The sequence below is a fragment of the Yersinia entomophaga genome (genome assembly GCF_001656035.1).
Lineage (GTDB): Bacteria > Pseudomonadota > Gammaproteobacteria > Enterobacterales > Enterobacteriaceae > Yersinia > Yersinia entomophaga.
In genome coordinates this window covers 4214188-4235434 of record NZ_CP010029.1, presented here as the reverse complement: position 1 = coordinate 4235434, position 21247 = coordinate 4214188, and the positions used below count along the sequence as shown (strand labels likewise).

Here is a 21247-nt window from a genome sequence, read left to right as displayed (position 1 = left end):
CTTCATCATTCTATTTATAGAAAAACCAAGCTGTTACAATCAAACTTTCAACCACCTCGAAGATAGCTACGCTTTCGATTGGCTCTGCGCTTAAACCATAGATTCTTTCATAATCAAAAACTTTATTCCCCAAAACCGACCGCGAAATTAACTCTGCTCTTAACTCGGCCTGATTAAAACGCTGGGTACGATAGAAGGCCTCCAGCTGCATTTTACCAACAATTGATGGTTCTAAAGACGGCATACGGTAGGCAATAAAATCCTCACTAAAGTTGGCTGAAAATGCAGCTAAATCGTGAGCGTTATAAGCATAAAACTGGTTTTCTACCGGTGTTAATGGGTTAGACATCACAAATACCAACTGAATTATTATTCTCGATATTTGAAATTATATTCAACAGGCGCGGGTGTCAATCAACCGTTTAGGATCTGGCAAAATAGCGCTTTCTTTTCTCAGAAAAATCGTCAGTAAAGGTTATTTATTCAATTACGTAAAAAACGCCACCATAAGAGGCGGCATTTTGGGGGTTGATTGGAGCATTGGGTCAGACAATTGAAATGTCCAAACGTACATTTCTATATATTATAAGCGTTTACGCAACGCACTTTCAGCACTGAAGAACCACAGTTCAGGTAATCGCTGAGGATAAAAACGGATTTCATAAGTGTCTTTTAATGGAGCCAGACGCCAACGAGGACGAGGCTCTCTTTTCGGTTTCAGGAAACGCAAACGCCCACGGGAACGAGCAGCCTGGCGATCCAAAACCCAAGCTGCCGAGGCTGAGAGTGGCTGGCGAACATATTCATCTTCGACGCTGATATCACAAATACACACAAAAGTACCCTTCCCCGAAATTGATACAATCTTATGATTATTCGATATTTTTGGCGGTGAACCAACTACCGGACTGTCGAGCTATGATCCGGATCACACAACACCAAACACCGATCTTCTCCCCCTATCTTCTTTATGCGCCTTTACTCATAGAGCACATCAATGCAAGATGGGTTTCTTATGCATTTTTTGTCTTATTTGAGACAAAATAGCAAGGTAATGCCCAATTTGGTTTTCAGGGATATGACTAAGTTTGTGGAGTTTGATTGATGTTAAGTATTTTTGAGTTATTTAAGGCCATTGGTTTAGGGTTAGTGTTGCTGCTTCCCTTAGCTAACCCATTGACTACTGTAGCCTTGCTCTTGGGACTATCGGGCAATATGACCACAGAGGAACGGAATAATCAGTCTAGAATGGCCTCGATATACGTCTTCTTTATTATGACTATTTCGTTCTATGCCGGTCAGGTCGTGATGAGCACCTTCGGTATTTCTATACCCGGATTGCGAATTGCCGGTGGATTAATCGTAGCATTTATTGGTTTCCGTATGCTGTTCCCTCAGCAATCGACCGAAGATACCCAATTGGAAGCCAAATCACAGGATTTAAAGAAGCGTAACTCCGTTAACATCGCCTTTGTCCCACTGGCTATGCCTAGTACCGCCGGGCCAGGTACTATCGCCATGATCATCAGTTCCGCCGCGACGATGAAAGACCATACCGATTTTACTCCTTGGGTATTGGCCGTGGCTCCGGTATTAACCTTCCTCGTCGTATCCCTTATCCTGTGGGGATGCTTGTTGAGCTCAGGTGCCATTATGCGTTGGGTAGGGAAAAGCGGCATCGAGGCTATTTCCCGCTTGATGGGATTCTTATTAGTTTGCATGGGCGTGCAATTCATTATTAATGGTGTGCTGGAAATTGCTTCAACTTTCCATCCGGCTATGTAAAACGTCAAAGCCCCTAAATTGAGTGCCCAACCTAGTAAGGCGCAGTCCAATCAGGGGCTATTTTTAAAAATGTGTTTATTTTATTAAGGCTTCACCGCCGAAGCCTGCGCCCCCAAAATAGCAGGTTCTGTCGGAATTTGAGTAAATTTGGCAATAATTTCGTTATAAGTATCCTGTGGCTGCAGCTGGGTAAATTGTACCGGATAGATAAATTTCGCCAGATACTCCATCCCTACAATGTTATAAGGGTGATTGTAAAAATTGTGATAAACCCCGTATAGCCGATTTTCTTTAACCGCCGAAATTTGCGCAAAAGCAGGACGCTGTTTTAATTTGGTAAAGGCAACATCTACCTGATTTTGTGTCACCCCATAGCCGAAAGGTACTGCCGCATTATTCTTACTTGCCCACTGCGAACCGGAGACAATATAGGCCGCAGGTTTCAGCGCGATGACCTTTTCTAGCGAGACATCCCCTGTGGCTCCCGGTAATAAATCTGAACCGATATTATGTGCCCCGACAGCTTCAATCAGCGCTCCCCAGCCTACATGTCCGTGAGTAAAGCAGCATGATTCGACCCCGCCCAAACCCGCCTTAGCTTCCACAAACACCAAGGGTTTTGGCTCAACGCTGCGAGTTTTGTTGATAATGTTTTGGTAATGCTGTTGATAGAAATCAGTATACTGCTGAGCCTCAGCTTCGCGATTAATAACTTCACCTAACAGCGTGATACTTTTAGGTGTATTTTCCAGTGGCTTGAGGTTGGTATCAATAAAAAGCACAGGGATGTTTAGCTGTTTGAGTTTATCTAACACCCCAAGGTTAATTAATAAACTCTTAGAACGAAGCTGAGCCACCATTAAGTCTGGTTTTTTCGCAATAACGGCCTCCAGATTAACTTCGCCTTTATCGCTAAATCCCATATCCATTATTTTTTCGGCCTTAGGCCATTTGCTACTAAGCAGATTCCAGGTCGTGCCATCGCTTTTTCTCAGCAAATTATTCCAGGCCACCAGCCGCTCAAAAGGATCGCTGCGATCCAGCAAAGCCAATGTCAGAATGTCCCTTCCGTCTTGCATCACAATACGCTTAGGCTCTTGCTTGAAAGTGAGCCTCTGCCCATCAGTATCAGTAATCGTCACCGGATAAGTTGTTGCCAGGGATGAAGTAGAAAACAGCGAGGCACATACCAGTGCCGTCAGGGAAAGCGTTAATCGCACGTTATGGCTCCTTGGCAAAACACAGCAAATTTATTATTTCAGTGAGGAAAACACTAAATGATAACGTGACGCATTAGCAATAAATTAATGAATGCAATAAGGGATAAAGTGCAAAGGAGTGTAAATATCAGAAATTAAGGCGCGGGATGAGACAGAAACATTTGACCAATGAAGATAAACGCTAACCGATGAAATACTGCCTGCAAGATGCATCGGTTAGCGATTTAATCTGTTATTCCGTCATCGCTCGGTAAGCCGTGTCCACCTTCCATAAATAACGCGGGGCCTGCGGTGCTGGGTGCTTAGTTTGAATATGTTGATAGAATTCGTTTGGGCTGAGGCGGTTTATTTTATTGAGCGCCAGCTTTTTGTCTGAGGAGAAGGTTCTCAGCATCGCGCCTGCACCGTTAGCGTAAGAAACAATGGTGGCATAACGTAATGTCTGCGGATCGCTGATGCCGACCAACTGCTGGTTTTGCAGAATATTAATATAGGCGGTGCCAATATCGATATTGACCGCCGGGTCTTTCAGCTCGCGGGAACTGGGTTGCCCGTTGCGCCCTTTCATACGGTAGGCATCGCGCCCCGCGGTAGAGGCTTTAATCTGCATCAGCCCTATCGCATTGGAGGTGCTAACGACCTCAGGGTTATAGCCGGACTCAACCTGAATAATGGCTTTGATCAAGGTTTCATCAACGCCGTAATGGCTGGCGGCCTGCTTTATGTATTCGTTATAAGCTACGGTTCCACTATCAGTTCTGGAACTCGGATTGAACTTCCCCTGTTGCGGGGGCTTCAACCAACCATTTTTCGACTGTGTTGGAGGGGTCTGTTTAGCACACCCAGCCAACAATAATATTGCCATAAGGCAACCTAGTTTTGGATTCACAGTATTCCCCACTTTGGTAGGCCGTTTTGTAGCATATACAACTTGTCATCACGCCAAAATATATTTTTGGTACATTTTGGCGATTATAAACATAATAATCAGGTGATATAACGTAACTATCAGTAAACTTAGCTTTATTGTATGGTGATACTTGACTTAAAACCAAATGATATTGATAATCATTTTCATTTATAAAAGGGAGCATCGCAATGTTATATCAGTATAAAAAAACCTCTCTGCCTGCTTTGACTTACACCGGGAACATATTTTTACGCCGTTTTACCCTGTTTGCGCTATTGGCATTATTCTCATTTGTCAGTACTACCGCGTTCGCCACAAATAATCCGACCTCCCAAAAGAAGTTTAAGGTCGTAACGACATTCACGATCATTCAGGATATTGCGCAAAACGTTGCCGGTGACGCCGCTATCGTCGAATCCATTACCAAACCGGGCGCTGAAATTCATGATTACCAGCCAACGCCAAAAGATATCGTCAAAACTCAGTCGGCCGATCTAGTGCTCTGGAACGGGATGAATCTTGAGCGCTGGTTTAACCGCTTTTTTGAGAATGTGAAAGACGTTCCATCCGTCGTTGTCACCGCAGGCATTACACCGCTGCCTATTCGCGAAGGGCCTTATAAAGGCATTCCTAATCCTCATGCATGGATGTCTCCTACCAATGCTCTGATTTATATCGATAATATCCGTAAAGCTCTGGAAAAACACGATCCGGCTAATGCGGAAACTTATAACCGTAACGCCAAAGCTTATGCAGAGAAAATTAGCGCGCTGGATACCCCACTACGCGAACGTTTAGACAAAATCCCAGCGGGTCAGCGTTGGCTGGCCACCAGTGAAGGTGCATTCAGCTATCTGGCTAAAGATTATGGCTTCAAAGAAGTGTATCTGTGGCCAATCAACGCCGAGGAGCAAGGCTCTCCACAGCAGGTTCGCCGGGTTATCGATATCGTTCGCGCCAATAAAATTCCGGTCGTGTTTAGCGAAAGTACCATTTCGGATAAACCCGCCAGACAAGTCGCTAAAGAAACCGACGCCAAATACGGCGGAATGCTTTATGTTGACTCATTGTCGAATGCGACAGGCCCGGTGCCGACTTATATCGACTTGATCAATACCACCGTGAACACGATTGCGGAAGGATTTGGCCAATGATTAATGCGGATTTTGTTCGTCCTGAACTGATAGTCGATGATGTTTCTGTGACTTATAACAACGGCCATACGGCCATCCACAATGCCAGTTTTACCCTGGACGGGGGAACTATCTGCGCATTAGTGGGCGTGAACGGCAGCGGTAAATCAACCTTATTCAAAAGTATTATGGGGCTGGTCAAACCCACTGAAGGCAGCGTTCAACTAAGCGGGAAACCGGTTATTCATGCACTCAAACAAAATATCATTGCCTACGTGCCGCAGACCGAGGAAGTTGACTGGAATTTCCCGGTATTAGTGGAAGACGTTGTAATGATGGGCCGTTACGGGAAAATGAATTTTTTGCGAATTCCCAACCGTCAGGATCGGGTTATTGTAAATAAAGCCATTGAGCGCGTGGGACTAACCGCGCTGCGCTCGCGGCAAATTGGCGAACTCTCCGGCGGGCAAAAGAAACGCGTGTTCCTTGCCCGGGCGCTGGCACAACAAGGTTCGGTTTTACTGCTGGATGAACCTTTTACCGGCGTCGACGTAAAGACCGAAAATGCCATTATCGATCTATTGCGGGCGCTGCGTGACGAAGGGCATCTGATTTTAGTATCGACGCATAATCTGGGTAGCGTGCCGGAATTTTGCGATCACGTTATTTTGATCAACCAGACCGTACTCGCCGCGGGTCCGACTGAAACCACCTTCACCCAAAAGAATCTGGAGATCACTTTCGGCGGCGTCCTGCGCCATATCAACCTATCCGGTCCCGATCTGCACGATGATAACGATCCGCGTACCGTGACGGTGATTACCGATGATGAACGTCCGGCAGTATTCTATGGTCAGACCAAAGACAGCCCGCCGGCGCAGCGTCAGCAAAAGGAGAAGAAAACCTAATGCTGGAAATTCTGTTACAACCCTTTAATTACAACTACATGGTAAAGGCTATTTGGGTCAGCGCCATCGTGGGAGCGGTTTGCGCCTTTCTTTCCGCCTATCTGATGCTCAAAGGCTGGTCGCTGATGGGCGACGCTCTTTCCCACTCGGTGGTGCCGGGCGTGGCTGGAGCCTATGCTCTCGGCCTGCCTTACGCCGCTGGCGCATTCTTTACCGGTATGCTGGCCGCGCTTGCCATGACGCTAGTGCGCCACATCACACGGCTGCGGGAAGATGCCATTATTGGTTTTATATTTTCGACCTTCTTTGCCGTCGGGCTGTTGATTGTTTCCCTCAACCCAACTTCGGTGAACGTTCAATCCATTATTTTCGGTAATATTCTCGGTATCGCCGATGAAGATGTATTGCAGGTCGAAATTATCATTCTGGTTTCTTTCGTTATTCTGTGCGTGATTTGGAAAGATCTGCTGGCAGTGTTTTTCGATGAAAACCATGCGATGTCGATCGGGATTTCTCCTCTACGATTGAAAATTCTGTTCTTCACCTTGCTAAGCGCCTGTACCGTAGCGGCATTACAAACTGTCGGCGCTATTCTGGTGATAGCCATGGTCGTCACCCCCGGCGCCACCGCTTATCTCCTGACTGACCGCTTTGGTCGCTTGCTAATCCTTGCCATCGCTATCGGCGCGTTAACCAGCGCTTTCGGGGCTTATCTCAGTTTCTATCTGGATGGGGCAACCGGCGGCGTAATTGTAACGCTACAAACGTTAGTTTTCCTGGTGGCGTTTGTCTTTGCTCCCAAACACGGCCTGTTGGCAACGCGTTTTCGCATTCACAGAAAGCGCAACAGCACGGTAAAACCGCAGGGAGATAGCCTATGAATACTCTATTTACCCTGCTCAGCGAGCCTTTTGCCTATCCCTTTATGCAGCGCGCCATTCTGGCAGCGGTCGTTACCGGCGTAGTGTGCGCCGTATTGTCCTGCTATCTGGTACTGAAGGGCTGGTCGCTTATGGGAGACGCGATTTCTCATGCGGTATTACCCGGCATCGTGCTGGCATTCTGGCTAGGCATTCCTTTAGCCATAGGCGCCTTTGTTTCCGGTATTTTTTGCGCGGTAGCCACCGGTTATTTGAAAGATAACAGCCGGGTGAAAGAAGATACCGTGATGGGCATCGTTTTTTCAGGCATGTTTGCTTTTGGTATCGTACTATTTTCCCGTATGGATACCGATCAACATCTTAGCCACATACTATTCGGTAATATGTTAGGCATTACGCAGGATGAACTGAAACAGGCCCTATGGATTGCGTCGATAACGCTGCTGGTCGTGTTGCTGAAACGCAAAGATTTCATGCTGTATTGCTTCGATCCTAATCACGCCAGAGTAATAGGTTTGCCAGTTAAATTGCTGCATTACGGTTTGTTGTGCCTGTTAGCCATGACTATCGTCGCTTCTTTGCAAGCCGTCGGGGTCATTCTGGTGATCGCCATGCTGATTGCGCCAGGCATCATTGCATTTATGCTATGCCGCAGCTTCGATAAAATGCTGATTGTGGCAACGTTAGTGTCGGTTATCGCCTGCGTGTTGGGTACCTTGATCAGTTTCCATATTGATGGAGCCACCGGCCCCTGCATCGTTATCGTTCAAGCTTTATTCTTTGTTGCGGCGCTAATATACAGCCATTTTAAACCGGTTAAACGCCCCCGTCCTCTGGGTAAAGTAGGACAAAATAGCACTGACGGTGAGCCTAAAACTAAGCTGCTATAATTGTTCCACGCGTACTTTATCCCGCGTTGCTCTTGAGCGGCGCGGGATTCCTCCTTTCGACGCTCGATAGATTCACCCCTGAAACTGATCTGAGGTTTTCGGCGAGTGTATCCCTGTGCGCCAGCTCCTGTTTTTTACACGGTAAAGACGTTAACCTAATGATATAACTGGCAGCTCTGAGGAGGTGAATCATGTGGCAAGCAGTGAATCGTCTACTAAGCGAACAACTCGGCGATGCCGAGGTGCGTGAGCGTACCGAACTGCCCGGCGGTGATATTCATCAAGCTTGGCGACTTAGTTATGGTCATACAGATGTATTCGTCAAATGCGATCGTCGGGATATGTTGCCTATTTTTACCGCCGAGGCCGATCAGCTCTCCCTGCTCGCTCGCAGTAAAACAGTCCGTGTTCCGCAGGTTTACGGCGTTGGTAGCGATCGCGACGACAGCAGCTTCCTATTACTGGAGTATTTGCCACTCAAATCTCTGGATGTGCACTCAGCCTATTGTCTGGGGCAGCAGTTGGCACATTTGCATCAATGGAGTGAACAGCTACAGTTCGGCCTTGATTTCGATAACGATCTGTCTACCACACCCCAGCCGAACGGATGGCAACGGCGCTGGGCACAATTTTTTGCCGAGCAACGTATTGGCTGGCAATTACAGCTAGCGGCAGAGAAAGGCATGATTTTCGGGGATATTGACGAAATCATTGCCTTAGTTCAGGCGAAATTACAAAACCACCAGCCGCAGCCTTCCCTTTTACACGGCGATCTTTGGCCTGCTAACTGCGCCGCCAGCGCCAATGGCCCCGTTATCTTTGATCCCGCCTGCTATTGGGGTGACAGAGAATGCGATCTCGCCATGCTACCGCTCTACCCCGACCTTCCGGCTCAAATTTATGATGGTTATCAAAGCGTTTGGCCACTGCCAAGCGGTTTTATTGAACGGCAACCGCTGTATCAGCTCTACTATTTATTAAACCGCAGTAACCTATTTGGTGGTCAACATTTGGTTGCCGCGCAAAAAGCGGTAGAACAACTGTTACACCCTGAATAAATCGCTATTAGCCGTTAAAAAAGCCTGTTCCTCGCGGATACAGGCTTTTTTATTTCAGACACTGTGCTTATTTCAGACGCAGTGTTTATTTCAGACACAGTGTTTATTTCAGGCAAGATAGTTAGCCCGCGGCCATCGCGCCGAGTAGCTGAATAACAAAATAAGCCACCGCAGCGATAATGATTGGCAGAATGTAGAGGGTAAACACTTGCAAGAAAATAGTGTGTCGCGGCACAACGATTTTTTCTTCTAATTGCGCTCTAGTCCGCCCCTCGCTGCCACGGGCCTGCTCCAGAATCAGCTGATCCTCAATCCCCTCGCGAATATGTTTGACCTGCCGACTCATCCGAGCGCCGGAAGCCTGTAGTGCCAAACCAACAAAAATCAGCATGTAGATGATAAAGAACATGATATTGGCACCAGAGAACCCCGCATCCAGACTAGGCACCGGCGAGTTAAACCAAAATATGTTCAAAAAACCGGTGTTAAAACGGATCATATCGGTCATAACATGGATAAAATCCAACATTACTGCATTTACACCCGCAGTTTTTTCGCTGTAATGATAGACAAAATTAATCACTGAGATCAGCGTCGATAGTAGTGCCGGAATAAATACCAGCCAGCCGGCAATCCTTTTGACCACAGCGACCTGACCAGCCTGTTGATACGTCATGAGTTCCCCTTATGAGTGCCACACTTTATTGGTACAGTTTACCCGTACTTTCTGTCAGGTGTGCAATGATTTCACCGTAATAATCATCGATCTGCGTCATCCAAGCCTAGCTTATTAATCCCCAGCGAATGGATGTTCTTATGGGAAAAACTCAATTTATTTATCATTACAGGCAAATTGCGTGCTGCAAACCCAGTTTCAGGCGGTTTTGCGAAACAACGCGCAGCAATAGTTTTAGCGTAACGGCAGCACAATGCTACAGTGTGTTTCTCTTATATCTCCAACCGACAGGAGCGATGATTGATGGCTAATCTGCATCCGATAAAAGCCGCTATTTTTGATATGGACGGTTTACTGATTGATTCCGAACCGCTTTGGCTCCAAGCCGAGTTAGATATATTCAGTGAACTGGGGCTGGATACCACGTCCAGAGACAAATTGCCCAACACTCTGGGGCTACGCATCGATTTGGTGGTTAAGCTGTGGTACAAAACCCAACCTTGGCAAGGCCCCGACGAAGCGGAAGTCTGCCGTCGAATTATTGCCCGCTCTATTGAACTGGTGGAGCAAACCCGCCCTCTACTTCCCGGCGTTGAATACGCGCTGCAATTGTGTCGCCGTCAGGGGTTGAAAATCGGTCTTGCGTCAGCGTCCCCACTGGTGATGCAGCAAAAAGTATTAGCCATGTTCGAATTGGAGAAATACTTTGACTGTTTGATGTCCGCAGAACATCTGCCTTACAGCAAGCCGCACCCTGAAGTTTATCTGAACGCCGCCGCTGAGCTGGGCGTTGACCCATTGGAATGCGTGACCTTGGAAGATTCGTTTAACGGCATGATAGCGACCAAAGCTGCGCGAATGCGTTCTATCGTCATTCCTGCGGCAGAGCTACGTGAAGATCCTCGCTGGGCGCTGGCAGATATCCAGCTGGATTCGTTAGAGGAACTTCGGGTTGAAGACATTTCTTAACCCAGCTTAACGCTTTATTAGGCTTATAGGCTTAGGAAGATGGCAGAATTCTGGACAATACGCTTCTCGCATTAAATCATCGTACAGATAAATATTCTCGTTACGCCGCCCGATTTAACTGCTAACTCTGGTTGATAATGTGGCAGATTAAGGGGGAAAGTTCCCCCTTCATTCCCCATCACTTCATTTATCTCTTCGGAAAGCATTCCTAAGCGATCCTTTGTGTCACAGGAAATCGGCACGTTTCGGTGAAAAAGTATCGATTAGCATGCTATTAGCTTCCAGAGACACCGCACCGTGCATTTCATATTTTACCGCCCGATAGGCGTCTCCAGCCTTTAAGATGCGTTTTTGTCCGTCAATTTCTACCTCAAAACTTCCCGCCGCCACATAGGCGATTTGATCATGAATATCATGCTGATGCGCCACACCAATTGCGCCTTTATCGAAATGAACGCAAACCATCATTAATTCGTCGCTCCAGGTCATCACCTTTCGCTTGATCCCATTTCCTAGTACTTCCCACGGAGTTTCATCATTGATAAAGAACATATGCATCATTGCACCCTCATGAAGTTAAATCGGCCTATCGCAGTTAAACCACGGCCAGCTCGCGAATTCTTTTGCATTCTACTGGCACCAAAGGTGTAAATCGCGGGGAAAAACCAAAATTCATGACATCACTCAAAAAAATAATAAAACATAGTTCCATTTTTATTGAATTGTCATCCCACACGAACTATTATCCTCAACATCACCAGAAACGTAGCTGGCTAAAGAAAGAAAAAAGCTTCGTACTAGAAGCCCTTTCTCAACGGCACACTGCGTTTCTCCTGCGGGCTTACCCATCTAAGATACTGTTCTGAAAGAGAGGCACTGACATGCAAGTTCGTCAAAGCATTCATAGCGACCACGCCAAACAACTCGATACCGCTGGCCTGCGCCGCGAATTCTTAATTGAAAAGATTTTTGTCGCAGATGATTACACCATGACCTATAGCCACATTGACCGCATCATCGTCGGGGGAGTTCTGCCGGCGACCCAAACCGTCAGCATTGGGGATGACGTGGGGAAACAGCTCGGCGTGAGCTACTTCCTGGAACGGCGTGAACTGGGCGTGATTAACATCGGTGGGCCAGGCCTGATTGTGGTTGACGGTCAGACTTACGAAATTGCTAACGAAGAAGCTTTATATGTCGGGAAAGGTGCGAAAAACGTTGAGTTCAGTAGCATAGATAGCACTCAACCGGCAAAGTTTTACTATAACAGCGCACCGGCTCACACCACTTACCCCAACAAAAAAATCACGCTGGCAGAAGCCGCACCGCAAACACTGGGTGACGATGCCACCAGTAACCGCCGTACCATCAACAAATATATCGTGCCGGACGTATTGCCAACCTGCCAACTGACAATGGGTCTGACCAAACTGGCTCCGGGCAACCTGTGGAACACCATGCCGTGCCATACCCACGATCGCCGTATGGAAGTGTATTTCTATTTCGATATGGATGAAGAAACGGCCGTTTTCCACATGATGGGCCAACCGCAGGAAACTCGCCATCTGCTCGTTCACAACGAACAAGCCGTTATCTCGCCAAGCTGGTCTATTCACTCAGGTGTGGGTACTAAGCGCTACACCTTCATATGGGGCATGGTGGGCGAAAATCAGGTCTTTGGCGATATGGACCACATCGCGGTGAGTGACCTACGTTAAAAATTGTCCAAATGGAATATTGACCGATTGGAGAGCTGGGAAATACCGGTTCTCTTCATGATCTTGCTATCGCGGCCATCAATAAACCGCATGAAAAGAGACTTCAGCTATGATTTTAGATTCCTTTGATTTGAAAGGTAAAGTTGCACTGGTAACCGGCTGTGATACTGGTTTGGGCCAAGGTATGGCTATTGGTCTGGCGGAAGCGGGCTGCGATATTGTCGGCGTTAATATTGTTGAACCTCAGGAAACCATTCAGAAAATAACTGTATTAGGCCGCCGTTTTTATAGCCTGACCGCCGATCTTAGCAATATTGATTGTATTCCGGGGATACTGGAACAAGCGGTCGCTGAATTCGGCAAAATCGATATCTTAGTCAATAATGCCGGAATTATTCGCCGGGAAGACGCCATCAATTTCAGTGAGAAAGACTGGGATGATGTGATGAATGTAAATATCAAAACGGTGTTCTTTATGTCACAGGCGGTCGCCCGCCAATTTATCAAGCAGGAAACCGGCGGCAAAATCATCAACGTAGCGTCAATGTTGTCTTTCCAGGGAGGCGTGCGCGTTCCTTCTTATACCGCCTCAAAAAGTGCCGTAATGGGCGTGACCCGCTTGCTGGCAAATGAATGGGCCAAATACAATATTAACGTCAATGCTATAGCCCCTGGGTATATGGCAACCAACAATACTCAGCAATTACGTAAAGATGAAGAACGTAGCAAAGAGATTTTGGATCGAATCCCTGCCGCTCGCTGGGGTTTACCGAGTGATTTGATGGGGCCGGTGGTATTCCTAGCGTCCAATGCCTCCGATTATATTAGTGGCTACACTATCGCCGTGGATGGTGGTTGGTTAGCTCGCTAATTCTGACGAATAAACTTCATAGGCACGGCGCGCAACGCTGTGCTTTTGTGTTGCCTAAATTCAATGGACACGATCTGTCTCACAACGAAAGCATGATTATGATTATGATTACAATCAATACACTAAAGTTATTGTAAAGCTTCTCGCCTGCGCGAAATAATACCGCCACTCCTAACACCGTATATTTCTTATTATATATCATTAATTTAAAAGTAAACCTCTTGAATCACTTGCAGCCTAAAACTCATCGCTTAAAAAAATCAAAACAACGTTCCAACTTAGATCACACTTTTATCATTCGCTCAATGACTCGCCAATAAATCCAAATATAATGTATTGAAACGATGTTTCTATTTATAAGGAACTGTAATTTGGTTCCACCAAGAGGTGACGGCGATGCATTTTGCAGGCGACATTAAAGGCAGCGAAGCAGACATCAAACAGTGGCTGACGGCGATTCGCCAGCATGCAGATTCAGTGCAAACTCTTGGTCAAAGCCAGATTCATCCCACCCCGCTGCTAGCCGACGGTTTCGATGTGGTAACCCATCAGCCGGTGTGCTGGCAATTCGCTGATGGTCGTCGGGTGCCTATTTCGAATTTTGCCAGCCAGCAAAATTGGCTGCGAACCCTGACAGCGCTCAGCCAGGTAACTCATGACCCACAGTACCGGCAACGAGCAGAAATCCAAACGCGCTATTTCTTACAGCATGGCGTTCATACCGCCAGCGGCCTGTTTGCCTGGGGTGGGCACCACTTCTTTCACTTGGATACCCTGAGTTCCGAAGGGCCAGCATCAAAATCATTGGTGCATGAGCTTAAGCACCACCTTCCTTATTATGATTTTTTAGCAGAAATCGATCGTGAATCCACGCTGAATTTCATACAAGGATTTTGGCATGCACACGTTGACGATTGGAAAACGCTGGATTTAGGTCGCCACGGTGAATACAGCAAAATACGAGACCCACAGGTTTTTGCACATCCGCGCCACGATGTTGTCGATCCCGCGCTCTGGCCACAATTGCCTGAAACCAAAGGATTAACCTTTGTCAACGCCGGCACCGATCTGATCTATGCCGCCTTTAAATATGCCGCCTTCACTGGCGATGATCAGGCTGCGGCCTGGGGAAAACATTTATATCGTCAATACGTTCTGGCACGTCACCCTGAAACCGGTTTACCTGCCTATCAATTCAGCTCACCGTTGCAACGCCAGCCGATCCCCGCAGATGATAACCAAACTCAGTCTTGGTATGGCGATCGGGCGGCGCGTCAGTTTGGCGCAGAATTTGGCTATCTAGCGCGAGAAGCCAATGTATTATTCCGCGATATGCGCCCGCTACTAGTGGATAACCCACTGGCAATGTTGGATATTCTGCGTCAACATCCCGACGCAGAAATGGAAAAATGGGTCATTGAAGGACTCAAAAATTACTATCGCTTTGCCTATGATCTAAAAAGTAATACTCTGCGCCCCTTGTGGATCGACGGTCAGGATATGACTGGCTATATTCTTCCCAGAGACGGTTATTACGGTTCAAAAGGCTGCGAAATCAAACCCTGTCCTTTAAATCCTGATTATTTATTGCCACTGGTACGCGCCTGGCGTTTAAGCAACGACGATGAGTTGTTCGACCTAATCAGCGTTATTTTGAAACGCTTAAATTTGGTCGAATTAAAACAGAGACCTTTTCACACTACCCTATTAGCGATTGAGCCACCGGCAGCCTCCCCTTATTTACTTTTAGCATTCATAGAGCTGGCGCAGCATTGCCAGGATCAACAATTGTTTAATCTCGCCTGGCGCGTAGGGAAAACATTATTTAAACAGCACTACCATCGGGGATTATTTGTTGAGTCTGCACAACATCGCTATGTCCGCATCGATGATCCTATTGCTTTAACGTTATTAACCTTAATTGCTGCCAAAGAAAATAAATTAGCCGAAGTGCCGGTATTGTTGACTAATGGTGGGTACATCCACGGGGACTATCAAAGGAATGGCAGCAATAACGTAATTTACGATATCGATTTCATTTACCCGACTCTTTTGAGTCAGACAATTTAGCTTTTTCTTTTAATAAAATAGGTAAGCATTATGAATGAAAACAGAATGCTGGGGTTAGCCTATATCTCTCCCTATATAATAGGATTGATAGTTTTCACGGCATTCCCCTTTGTTTCATCTTTCTTTCTCAGTTTTACTGAATATGACCTTATGAATCCGCCCGTATTTAATGGGATAGAGAATTATCGTCATATGCTAACTGAGGACGATTTATTTTGGAAATCCATGGGCGTTACATTTGCCTATGTATTTTTGACGATTCCATTAAAGCTGGCCTTCGCTTTAGGCATTGCATTTGTCCTAAATTTTAAGTTAAGAGGCATTGGCTTCTTTCGCACCGCTTTTTATATTCCGTCAATCCTCGGTAGCAGTGTGGCCATTGCGGTACTGTGGCGTGCGCTATTTGCCATCGACGGCTTATTGAACGGCTTTATTGGCGTGCTTGGCTTTGATCCGGTTAACTGGCTCGGCGAACCTTCTTTGGCGTTAACCTCGGTAACACTGCTGCGCGTCTGGCAGTTTGGTTCCGCCATGGTTATCTTCCTCGCAGCATTGCAAAACGTTCCTCAGTCTCAGTATGAGGCCGCCATGATAGACGGTGCCTCTAAATGGCAAATGTTTATGAAAGTCACGGTGCCATTAATTACACCGGTTATTTTCTTTAACTTTATTATGCAAACCACTCAGGCCTTCCAGGAATTTACTGCCCCTTACGTTATTACCGGTGGCGGGCCAACGCACTACACTTATTTATTCTCCCTTTATATTTATGACACCGCATTTAAATATTTCGACATGGGCTACGGTGCCGCATTGGCCTGGATATTATTCTTGGTTGTTGCTTTATTCGCTTCGATTGCCTTTAAATCTTCGAAATATTGGGTGTTCTACTCCGCCGATAAAGGAGGAAAAAATGACTGATATCCAACAAAACCCGCGATCTCAATCAGAAAATCTGTCAGCTACACAGCAAAGCGCCGCTGAAGAAATCAGCCGGACATTGCGAAAAGAAAAAATAAGTGCGGCCCTCCGTTATGTGGTGTTAATTATCGTCGGGTTATTAATGTTGTATCCATTATTATGGATGTTCTCCGCCGCATTTAAACCGAATAACGAGATCTTCACGACTTTAGGACTATGGCCAGAGCACGCAACGAAAGACGGTTTTGTTAATGGTTGGAAAACCGGTACTGAATATAATTTCGGCCATTATATGCTGAACACATTCAAATACGTCATCCCGAAAGTTATTCTGACCATTATTTCCTCTACTATCGTCGCCTACGGTTTTGCCCGCTTCGATATTCCATGGAAAAAGTTCTGGTTCGCTACGTTGATTACCACCATGTTGCTGCCAAGTACCGTGCTGTTGATCCCGCAATACATAATGTTTCGCGAAATGGGCATGCTGAACAGTTATTTACCTCTGTATTTACCCTTAGCTTTTGCTACTCAGGGATTCTTCGTCTTTATGCTCATTCAATTCTTGCGCGGCGTACCGCGTGATATGGAAGAAGCGGCGCAAATTGACGGCTGTAATTCCTTCCAAGTGCTGTGGTACGTAGTCGTGCCTATTCTTAAACCGGCCATTATCTCCGTCGCCCTATTCCAGTTTATGTGGTCAATGAATGATTTTATCGGCCCGCTGATTTATGTCTACAGCGTCGATAAATACCCGATTGCGCTGGCTCTGAAAATGTCTATCGATGTAACGGAAGGCGCTCCGTGGAACGAGATTTTGGCAATGGCAAGTATTTCCATTCTGCCATCCATCATTGTTTTCTTCCTGGCTCAGCGCTATTTCGTGCAGGGCGTCACCAGCAGCGGAATTAAAGGTTAAAAGAGGATTTATCATGGCTGAAGTCATTTTCAACAAATTAGGCAAAGTGTATTCCAACGGTTTCAGAGCGGTACACGGTATCGATCTGACCATCCACGACGGCGAATTTATGGTTATCGTCGGGCCGTCCGGCTGCGCGAAATCCACCACTCTACGCATGTTGGCCGGTCTGGAAACCATCAGCGATGGGGAAGTGCGTATTGGCGATCGGGTGGTTAATAATCTGGCACCAAAATCTCGCGGTATTGCCATGGTGTTTCAGAACTACGCGCTGTATCCACATATGACAGTGAAAGAAAATCTGGCCTTTGGCCTGAAGCTCAGCAAATTACCAAAAGAACAAATTGAAACTCAGGTCAGCGAAGCAGCCAAAATTCTGGAATTAGAAGATTTATTGGATCGGCTGCCGCGTCAACTTTCTGGTGGGCAAGCTCAGCGCGTTGCCGTGGGGCGCGCCATTGTAAAAAAACCGGACGTGTTCTTATTTGATGAACCGTTATCGAACCTCGATGCTAAATTGCGCGCATCAATGCGCATCCGTATTTCCGATTTACATAAGCAATTAAAGAAAAGCGGTAAAGCTGCTACCACGGTTTATGTCACACACGACCAAACCGAGGCTATGACCATGGGTGACAGAATCTGCGTGATGAAACTGGGTCATATTATGCAGGTCGATACGCCAGACAATTTGTATCACTATCCGGTCAATATGTTTGTCGCCGGTTTTATTGGCGCGCCGGAGATGAATATTAAGCCGAGTAAACTGGTAGAAACCGAGGGGCAAATTGGCCTGACGGTGGGTCAATATACGCTGGTATTAAATCCTTCCCAACAAAGAAAAGTAGCGGCACACAGCGGAGAAAAAGTTTTCTTCGGCGTGCGTCCGGAATTTATTCGTATGTCACAAGCGCCTTTCACCACCCATCACTCTCAGGGTGAATTAGTGCGGGTAGAAAATATGGGGCATGAGTTCTTTATGTACGTCAAAGTCGATGACTTCGAGTTGACCTGCCGTCTGCCTTCTGATGAAGCTCGTCCCATTATTGAGAACGGACTGCACCGTACCGTTTATTTCCAGTTTGATATGGATAAATGCCATATCTTTGACGCAAAAACAGAAAAAAACATCTCTCTTTAACAGGAGCAGTACCCAATGAAAAAAGCGATCCTACACACGCTGATAGCTTCTACTCTGGCACTATTATCACACCAGTCTTTTGCTCAGGATGAGGTTAATCTTCGTATGTCCTGGTGGGGTGGTAATGGCCGCCATCAGGTCACGCTAAAAGCTTTGGAGGAATTCCATAAGCAGCATCCGAATATTAACGTTAAAGCCGAATATACCGGTTGGGACGGCCATCTTTCTCGTTTAACTACGCAAATTGCCGGTAGTACTGAACCGGATGTGATGCAAACCAACTGGAACTGGCTGCCGATTTTCTCTAAAGATGGCGCAGGCTTCTACGATTTATTTAAAGTCAAAGACACGTTGGATTTGGATCAGTTCGATCCCAAAGAATTACAGCAAACTACGGTTAACGGTAAACTGAACGGTATTCCGATTTCGGTTACCGCCCGTATTTTCTATTTTAACGATGAAACCTGGAAAAATGCGGGTCTAGAATATCCAAAAAATTGGGACGAGCTGCTAGCCGCAGGCGCCGTATTTAAAGAAAAACTGGGCAACCAATATTATCCCGTCGTTTTAGAGCATCAGGACACATTGGCGTTAATTCGCTCTTATATGACGCAAAAATACAATATTCCAACGATTGACGAAGCCAACAAAAAATTTGCCTATAGCAAAGAGCAATGGGTGGAGTTTTTTACTCTGTATAAGAAAATGGTAGATAGCCATGTAATGCCTTCGACCAAATACTATGCATCCTTCGGCAAAAGTAATATGTACGAAATGAAACCCTGGATTAACGGTGAGTGGGCCGGTACATATATGTGGAACTCCACCATTAATAAATACTCCGACAACCTGAAAAAACCGGCTAAATTGGTGTTAGGCCCCTACCCAATGCTGCCAGGTGCCAAAGATGCCGGTTTATTCTTTAAACCTGCGCAAATGCTGTCTATTGGCAAATCTACCCAACATCCGAAAGAAAGCGCCATTCTGATTAACTTCCTGCTAAACAGCAAAGAAGGTGTGGAAGCGCTTGGGTTGGAACGCGGCGTGCCGCTTAGCGCGACGGCGGTTGAACAATTACGCACCAGCGGCACTATTCAAGATACCGATCCGTCCGTATCTGGCCTAAATATGGCATTAGCCTTGCCGCACGAAATGAAAACCTCGCCTTATTTCGATGATCCACAAATTGTTTCTTTATTTGGCGACGCCATTCAATACATCGATTATGGTCAGAAAACCGTAGAGGAAACTGCAGAATATTTTAATCGTCAGGGTGACCGAATTTTAAAACGCGCCATGCGATAAATCGAAGAATAAGGCACTAAACTCACCCTGCCATTTATTTGGCGGGGTTTTTCTGCTTGATTAAATTACAATAAAAACAATCAATTAGATCGTCATCACAAGTTTAAAATGCTTTTATTTTATTAGGGAACAATGACGACATCGATCACAAAAATTATTAAAATAATAAATAGAATATAAAACCACAATAAATGAAACGATGTTTCTTTTTTAAGAATGTATTCTTTATTGATGCGAAAATACATCACTCAGGGATTATAAAAATGAAATTTAAATTACTTACTCTGGCAATGGCATCAGTTATCAGTTTCAGCTCTGTGGCAACAACTATCGATTATCGTCATGAAATGCTGGATAGCGGTTCGAACGATCATAAAGATCGTCTGCTGTTCTCTAACCGTTTCGCTAACGGCTTTGGCCTTTCTTTGGAAGGCAAATGGCGGCAACACAGCTCGGACAACACCGCAAACAAACCTTTTCACGAACAGGTCAGTAATGGTACCGAAGTGGTAGCCAGCTATGTGTATAAATTTAACAAGACCTTCCAGTTGGAACCGGGCTTCTCTCTGGAATCCTCATCAGACAGCAATAACTACCGGCCATATTTACGCGGCAAAGTTGCCTTTACTGACGATTTCTCTACGTCTCTACGCTATCGCCCTTATTACAAACGTAACCAGCCTTCCACCAAAGATACTGAGAAAGGCCATCAATTCACCCTGCTATTTGCCTATAACTTCCTGAAAGATTACTCCGTCGAATATGAGTTGGATTACAAAAAATCTGAGGACAAAATTCTGGCAAATAACGAAAAGTATGACTGGAGTCATGATGTCAAATTGGCCTACAAATGGGATAAAAACTGGAAACCTTATGTGGCTATCGGCAATGTTTCTGGCAGCAGCCTGACCGACGAACGCCAGACCCGTTTCCGCGTGGGGGTGCAGTACACCTTCTGATCGTCGTTATAACCTGGTCACCGTTATAACCTCAGTATGTCCGATTTGATTGAATACTCATCATTAGTATTGCAGTAACTGCCGCTGCAAACCTGTTACCCGTGTTTGGGGAAAAATCTGACTCCCAGTCGCTTTTCCCCGTTTTTTTCACCTTCCATTTCCTGTAATATCCGCCGCCCAGCCACGCGCCAGCTGTGGATTGTCTGAAAAAACAACATTCACCCTAAAATCACTCCTAATGTGACATTTAGTTACAGCGTAACGGCTATCTTCACCCAGAGAAATCCCATATACTGGATAAATTAACAGTTATAGTTTGGGACGTTTGTATGACCGCGGAAGGGCATTTGATTTTTTCTGTCGCCTGCGCAATTTTTGCCAAAAAAGCCGGGTTGACTCCCGAGCTTACACAGGGGGACTGGTGGCACATTATACCGGGCGCCCTTTTGACGTCTCTACTACCTGATATTGACCATCCCCGCTCTGTTCTGGGGCAACGCTTGAAGTGGATTTCCGCGCCTATTGCACGGATTTTTGGCCATCGCGGTTTTACCCACAGTTTATTAGCGATCCTCGGTGGAATAGCGTTATTTCAGCTTGAAATTCCCCGCAGTTGGTTTATCCCACCTGACGTCATGCATGCGATGATCGTCGGCTATTTCAGCCATTTATTGGCGGATATGCTGACGCCTGCTGGCGTACCACTGCTGTGGCCGTGCCGTTGGCGGTTTCGCCTGCCTCTGCTCAATTCGCAAAAAGGGAATCAGCTGGAACGCGTGTTTTGCGTACTTTTAGTATGCTACGCCGTTTACTGGCAGAGCGACCGCTCATTTCCCGTCCAATCCTATGTTGAGCAATTGAAGAGTTTCAAACTCTGATCACAATTAACTGCCGAAATCATCACCCAAAGCAT

The 21247-nt window shown here is 46.2% G+C and carries 22 protein-coding genes; 16 read left to right on the top strand and 6 right to left on the bottom strand.

All coding sequences use genetic code 11. The features are described from left to right. Window positions 1-10: 10 nt before the first annotated feature. Together PL78_RS19045 and PL78_RS19040 are read right to left on the bottom strand one after the other, a co-directional pair. Window positions 11-349, bottom strand: a complete 339-nt coding sequence (locus PL78_RS19045; RefSeq protein ID WP_064518104.1) for a nuclear transport factor 2 family protein — start codon at window positions 347-349, stop codon at window positions 11-13. Window positions 350-583: 234 nt separating this feature from the next. Next, window positions 584-835 carry a hypothetical protein gene (locus tag PL78_RS19040; RefSeq protein ID WP_049600658.1) on the bottom strand — a complete coding sequence of 84 codons (252 nt, stop codon included), beginning with the start codon at window positions 833-835 and terminating at the stop codon, window positions 584-586. Between the two features lie 269 nt (window positions 836-1104). Here PL78_RS19040 and PL78_RS19035 point away from each other — a divergent pair, with 269 nt between their 5' ends. Further along, window positions 1105-1785 carry a MarC family NAAT transporter gene (locus PL78_RS19035; RefSeq protein WP_064518102.1) on the top strand — a complete coding sequence of 227 codons (681 nt, stop codon included), beginning with the start codon at window positions 1105-1107 and terminating at the stop codon, window positions 1783-1785. 83 nt (window positions 1786-1868) lie between these two features. Here the strand turns inward: PL78_RS19035 and PL78_RS19030 are convergent, their stop codons facing one another. Together PL78_RS19030 and PL78_RS19025 are read right to left on the bottom strand one after the other, a co-directional pair. Then, a complete protein-coding gene (locus PL78_RS19030; RefSeq protein ID WP_064518100.1) occupies window positions 1869-3005 on the bottom strand; it encodes an ABC transporter substrate-binding protein in 1137 nt (378 codons plus the stop codon). A 232-nt stretch (window positions 3006-3237) separates the two neighbouring features. Next, window positions 3238-3894 (bottom strand): transglycosylase SLT domain-containing protein, encoded by a 657-nt coding sequence (locus PL78_RS19025; protein WP_071925622.1) that lies wholly within the window; start codon window positions 3892-3894, stop codon window positions 3238-3240. 209 nt (window positions 3895-4103) lie between these two features. On the opposite strand from PL78_RS19025, the gene PL78_RS19020 reads away from it, so the two are divergent. The 5 genes from PL78_RS19020 to PL78_RS19000 all read left to right on the top strand — a co-directional run bounded on the left by PL78_RS19020 (window position 4104) and on the right by PL78_RS19000 (window position 8785). Continuing rightward, on the top strand, window positions 4104-5069 hold the full coding sequence (locus PL78_RS19020; RefSeq protein WP_064518097.1) for a metal ABC transporter substrate-binding protein: 966 nt from the start codon (window positions 4104-4106) through the stop codon (window positions 5067-5069). Continuing rightward, window positions 5066-5956, top strand: a complete 891-nt coding sequence (gene yfeB, locus PL78_RS19015; RefSeq protein ID WP_064518095.1) for an iron/manganese ABC transporter ATP-binding protein YfeB — start codon at window positions 5066-5068, stop codon at window positions 5954-5956. Before PL78_RS19020 ends, yfeB begins: the two co-directional genes overlap by 4 nt. Continuing rightward, window positions 5956-6837, top strand: coding sequence for an iron/manganese ABC transporter permease subunit YfeC (gene yfeC, locus PL78_RS19010; protein ID WP_064518093.1), 882 nt, complete (start codon window positions 5956-5958; stop codon window positions 6835-6837). The genes yfeB and yfeC overlap by 1 nt, the downstream gene beginning before the upstream one ends. After that, window positions 6834-7727 carry an iron/manganese ABC transporter permease subunit YfeD gene (gene yfeD, locus PL78_RS19005; protein ID WP_064518091.1) on the top strand — a complete coding sequence of 298 codons (894 nt, stop codon included), beginning with the start codon at window positions 6834-6836 and terminating at the stop codon, window positions 7725-7727. Before yfeC ends, yfeD begins: the two co-directional genes overlap by 4 nt. Window positions 7728-7918: 191 nt before the next feature. After that, complete coding sequence (locus PL78_RS19000; protein WP_064518088.1) at window positions 7919-8785, top strand: fructosamine kinase family protein; 867 nt, start codon at window positions 7919-7921, stop codon at window positions 8783-8785. Between the two features lie 121 nt (window positions 8786-8906). Here the strand turns inward: PL78_RS19000 and PL78_RS18995 are convergent, their stop codons facing one another. Next, entirely contained in the window at window positions 8907-9461 is a 555-nt protein-coding gene (locus tag PL78_RS18995; protein WP_064518083.1) for a YniB family protein, read from the bottom strand. A 303-nt stretch (window positions 9462-9764) separates the two neighbouring features. On the opposite strand from PL78_RS18995, the gene hxpB reads away from it, so the two are divergent. After that, window positions 9765-10430, top strand: coding sequence for a hexitol phosphatase HxpB (gene hxpB, locus PL78_RS18990; RefSeq protein WP_064518082.1), 666 nt, complete (start codon window positions 9765-9767; stop codon window positions 10428-10430). 225 nt (window positions 10431-10655) lie between these two features. Here hxpB and PL78_RS18985 read toward each other — a convergent pair whose 3' ends face one another. Then, the gene (locus tag PL78_RS18985; RefSeq protein WP_064518574.1) at window positions 10656-10988 is read right to left on the bottom strand and encodes a cupin domain-containing protein; all 333 of its coding nucleotides are present in this window, start codon (window positions 10986-10988) and stop codon (window positions 10656-10658) included. Between the two features lie 323 nt (window positions 10989-11311). On the opposite strand from PL78_RS18985, the gene kduI reads away from it, so the two are divergent. The 9 genes from kduI (at window position 11312) to PL78_RS18940 (ending at window position 21212) form a co-directional block, all read left to right on the top strand. Then, on the top strand, window positions 11312-12148 hold the full coding sequence (gene kduI, locus PL78_RS18980) for a 5-dehydro-4-deoxy-D-glucuronate isomerase (RefSeq protein WP_064518080.1): 837 nt from the start codon (window positions 11312-11314) through the stop codon (window positions 12146-12148). 109 nt (window positions 12149-12257) lie between these two features. Beyond that, window positions 12258-13019: a 2-dehydro-3-deoxy-D-gluconate 5-dehydrogenase KduD gene (kduD, locus tag PL78_RS18975; RefSeq protein ID WP_064518078.1), complete on the top strand. Its 762-nt coding sequence runs from the start codon at window positions 12258-12260 to the stop codon at window positions 13017-13019. Between the two features lie 396 nt (window positions 13020-13415). Beyond that, window positions 13416-15089, top strand: coding sequence for a pectate lyase (locus tag PL78_RS18970; RefSeq protein WP_064518076.1), 1674 nt, complete (start codon window positions 13416-13418; stop codon window positions 15087-15089). A gap of 30 nt (window positions 15090-15119) precedes the next feature. Then, window positions 15120-16010, top strand: a complete 891-nt coding sequence (locus PL78_RS18965; protein WP_049600619.1) for a carbohydrate ABC transporter permease — start codon at window positions 15120-15122, stop codon at window positions 16008-16010. Further along, on the top strand, window positions 16003-16929 hold the full coding sequence (locus tag PL78_RS18960; RefSeq protein ID WP_064518074.1) for a carbohydrate ABC transporter permease: 927 nt from the start codon (window positions 16003-16005) through the stop codon (window positions 16927-16929). The genes PL78_RS18965 and PL78_RS18960 overlap by 8 nt, the downstream gene beginning before the upstream one ends. 13 nt (window positions 16930-16942) lie before the next feature. Then, the gene (locus PL78_RS18955) at window positions 16943-18070 is read left to right on the top strand and encodes an ABC transporter ATP-binding protein (RefSeq protein WP_064518072.1); all 1128 of its coding nucleotides are present in this window, start codon (window positions 16943-16945) and stop codon (window positions 18068-18070) included. Between the two features lie 15 nt (window positions 18071-18085). After that, entirely contained in the window at window positions 18086-19375 is a 1290-nt protein-coding gene (locus tag PL78_RS18950; RefSeq protein ID WP_064518070.1) for an ABC transporter substrate-binding protein, read from the top strand. A gap of 263 nt (window positions 19376-19638) precedes the next feature. Then, window positions 19639-20334, top strand: a complete 696-nt coding sequence (locus PL78_RS18945; protein WP_064518068.1) for an oligogalacturonate-specific porin KdgM family protein — start codon at window positions 19639-19641, stop codon at window positions 20332-20334. Window positions 20335-20663: 329 nt separating this feature from the next. Then, on the top strand, window positions 20664-21212 hold the full coding sequence (locus PL78_RS18940) for a metal-dependent hydrolase (protein WP_064518066.1): 549 nt from the start codon (window positions 20664-20666) through the stop codon (window positions 21210-21212). The last annotated feature ends 35 nt before the right edge of the window (window positions 21213-21247 follow it).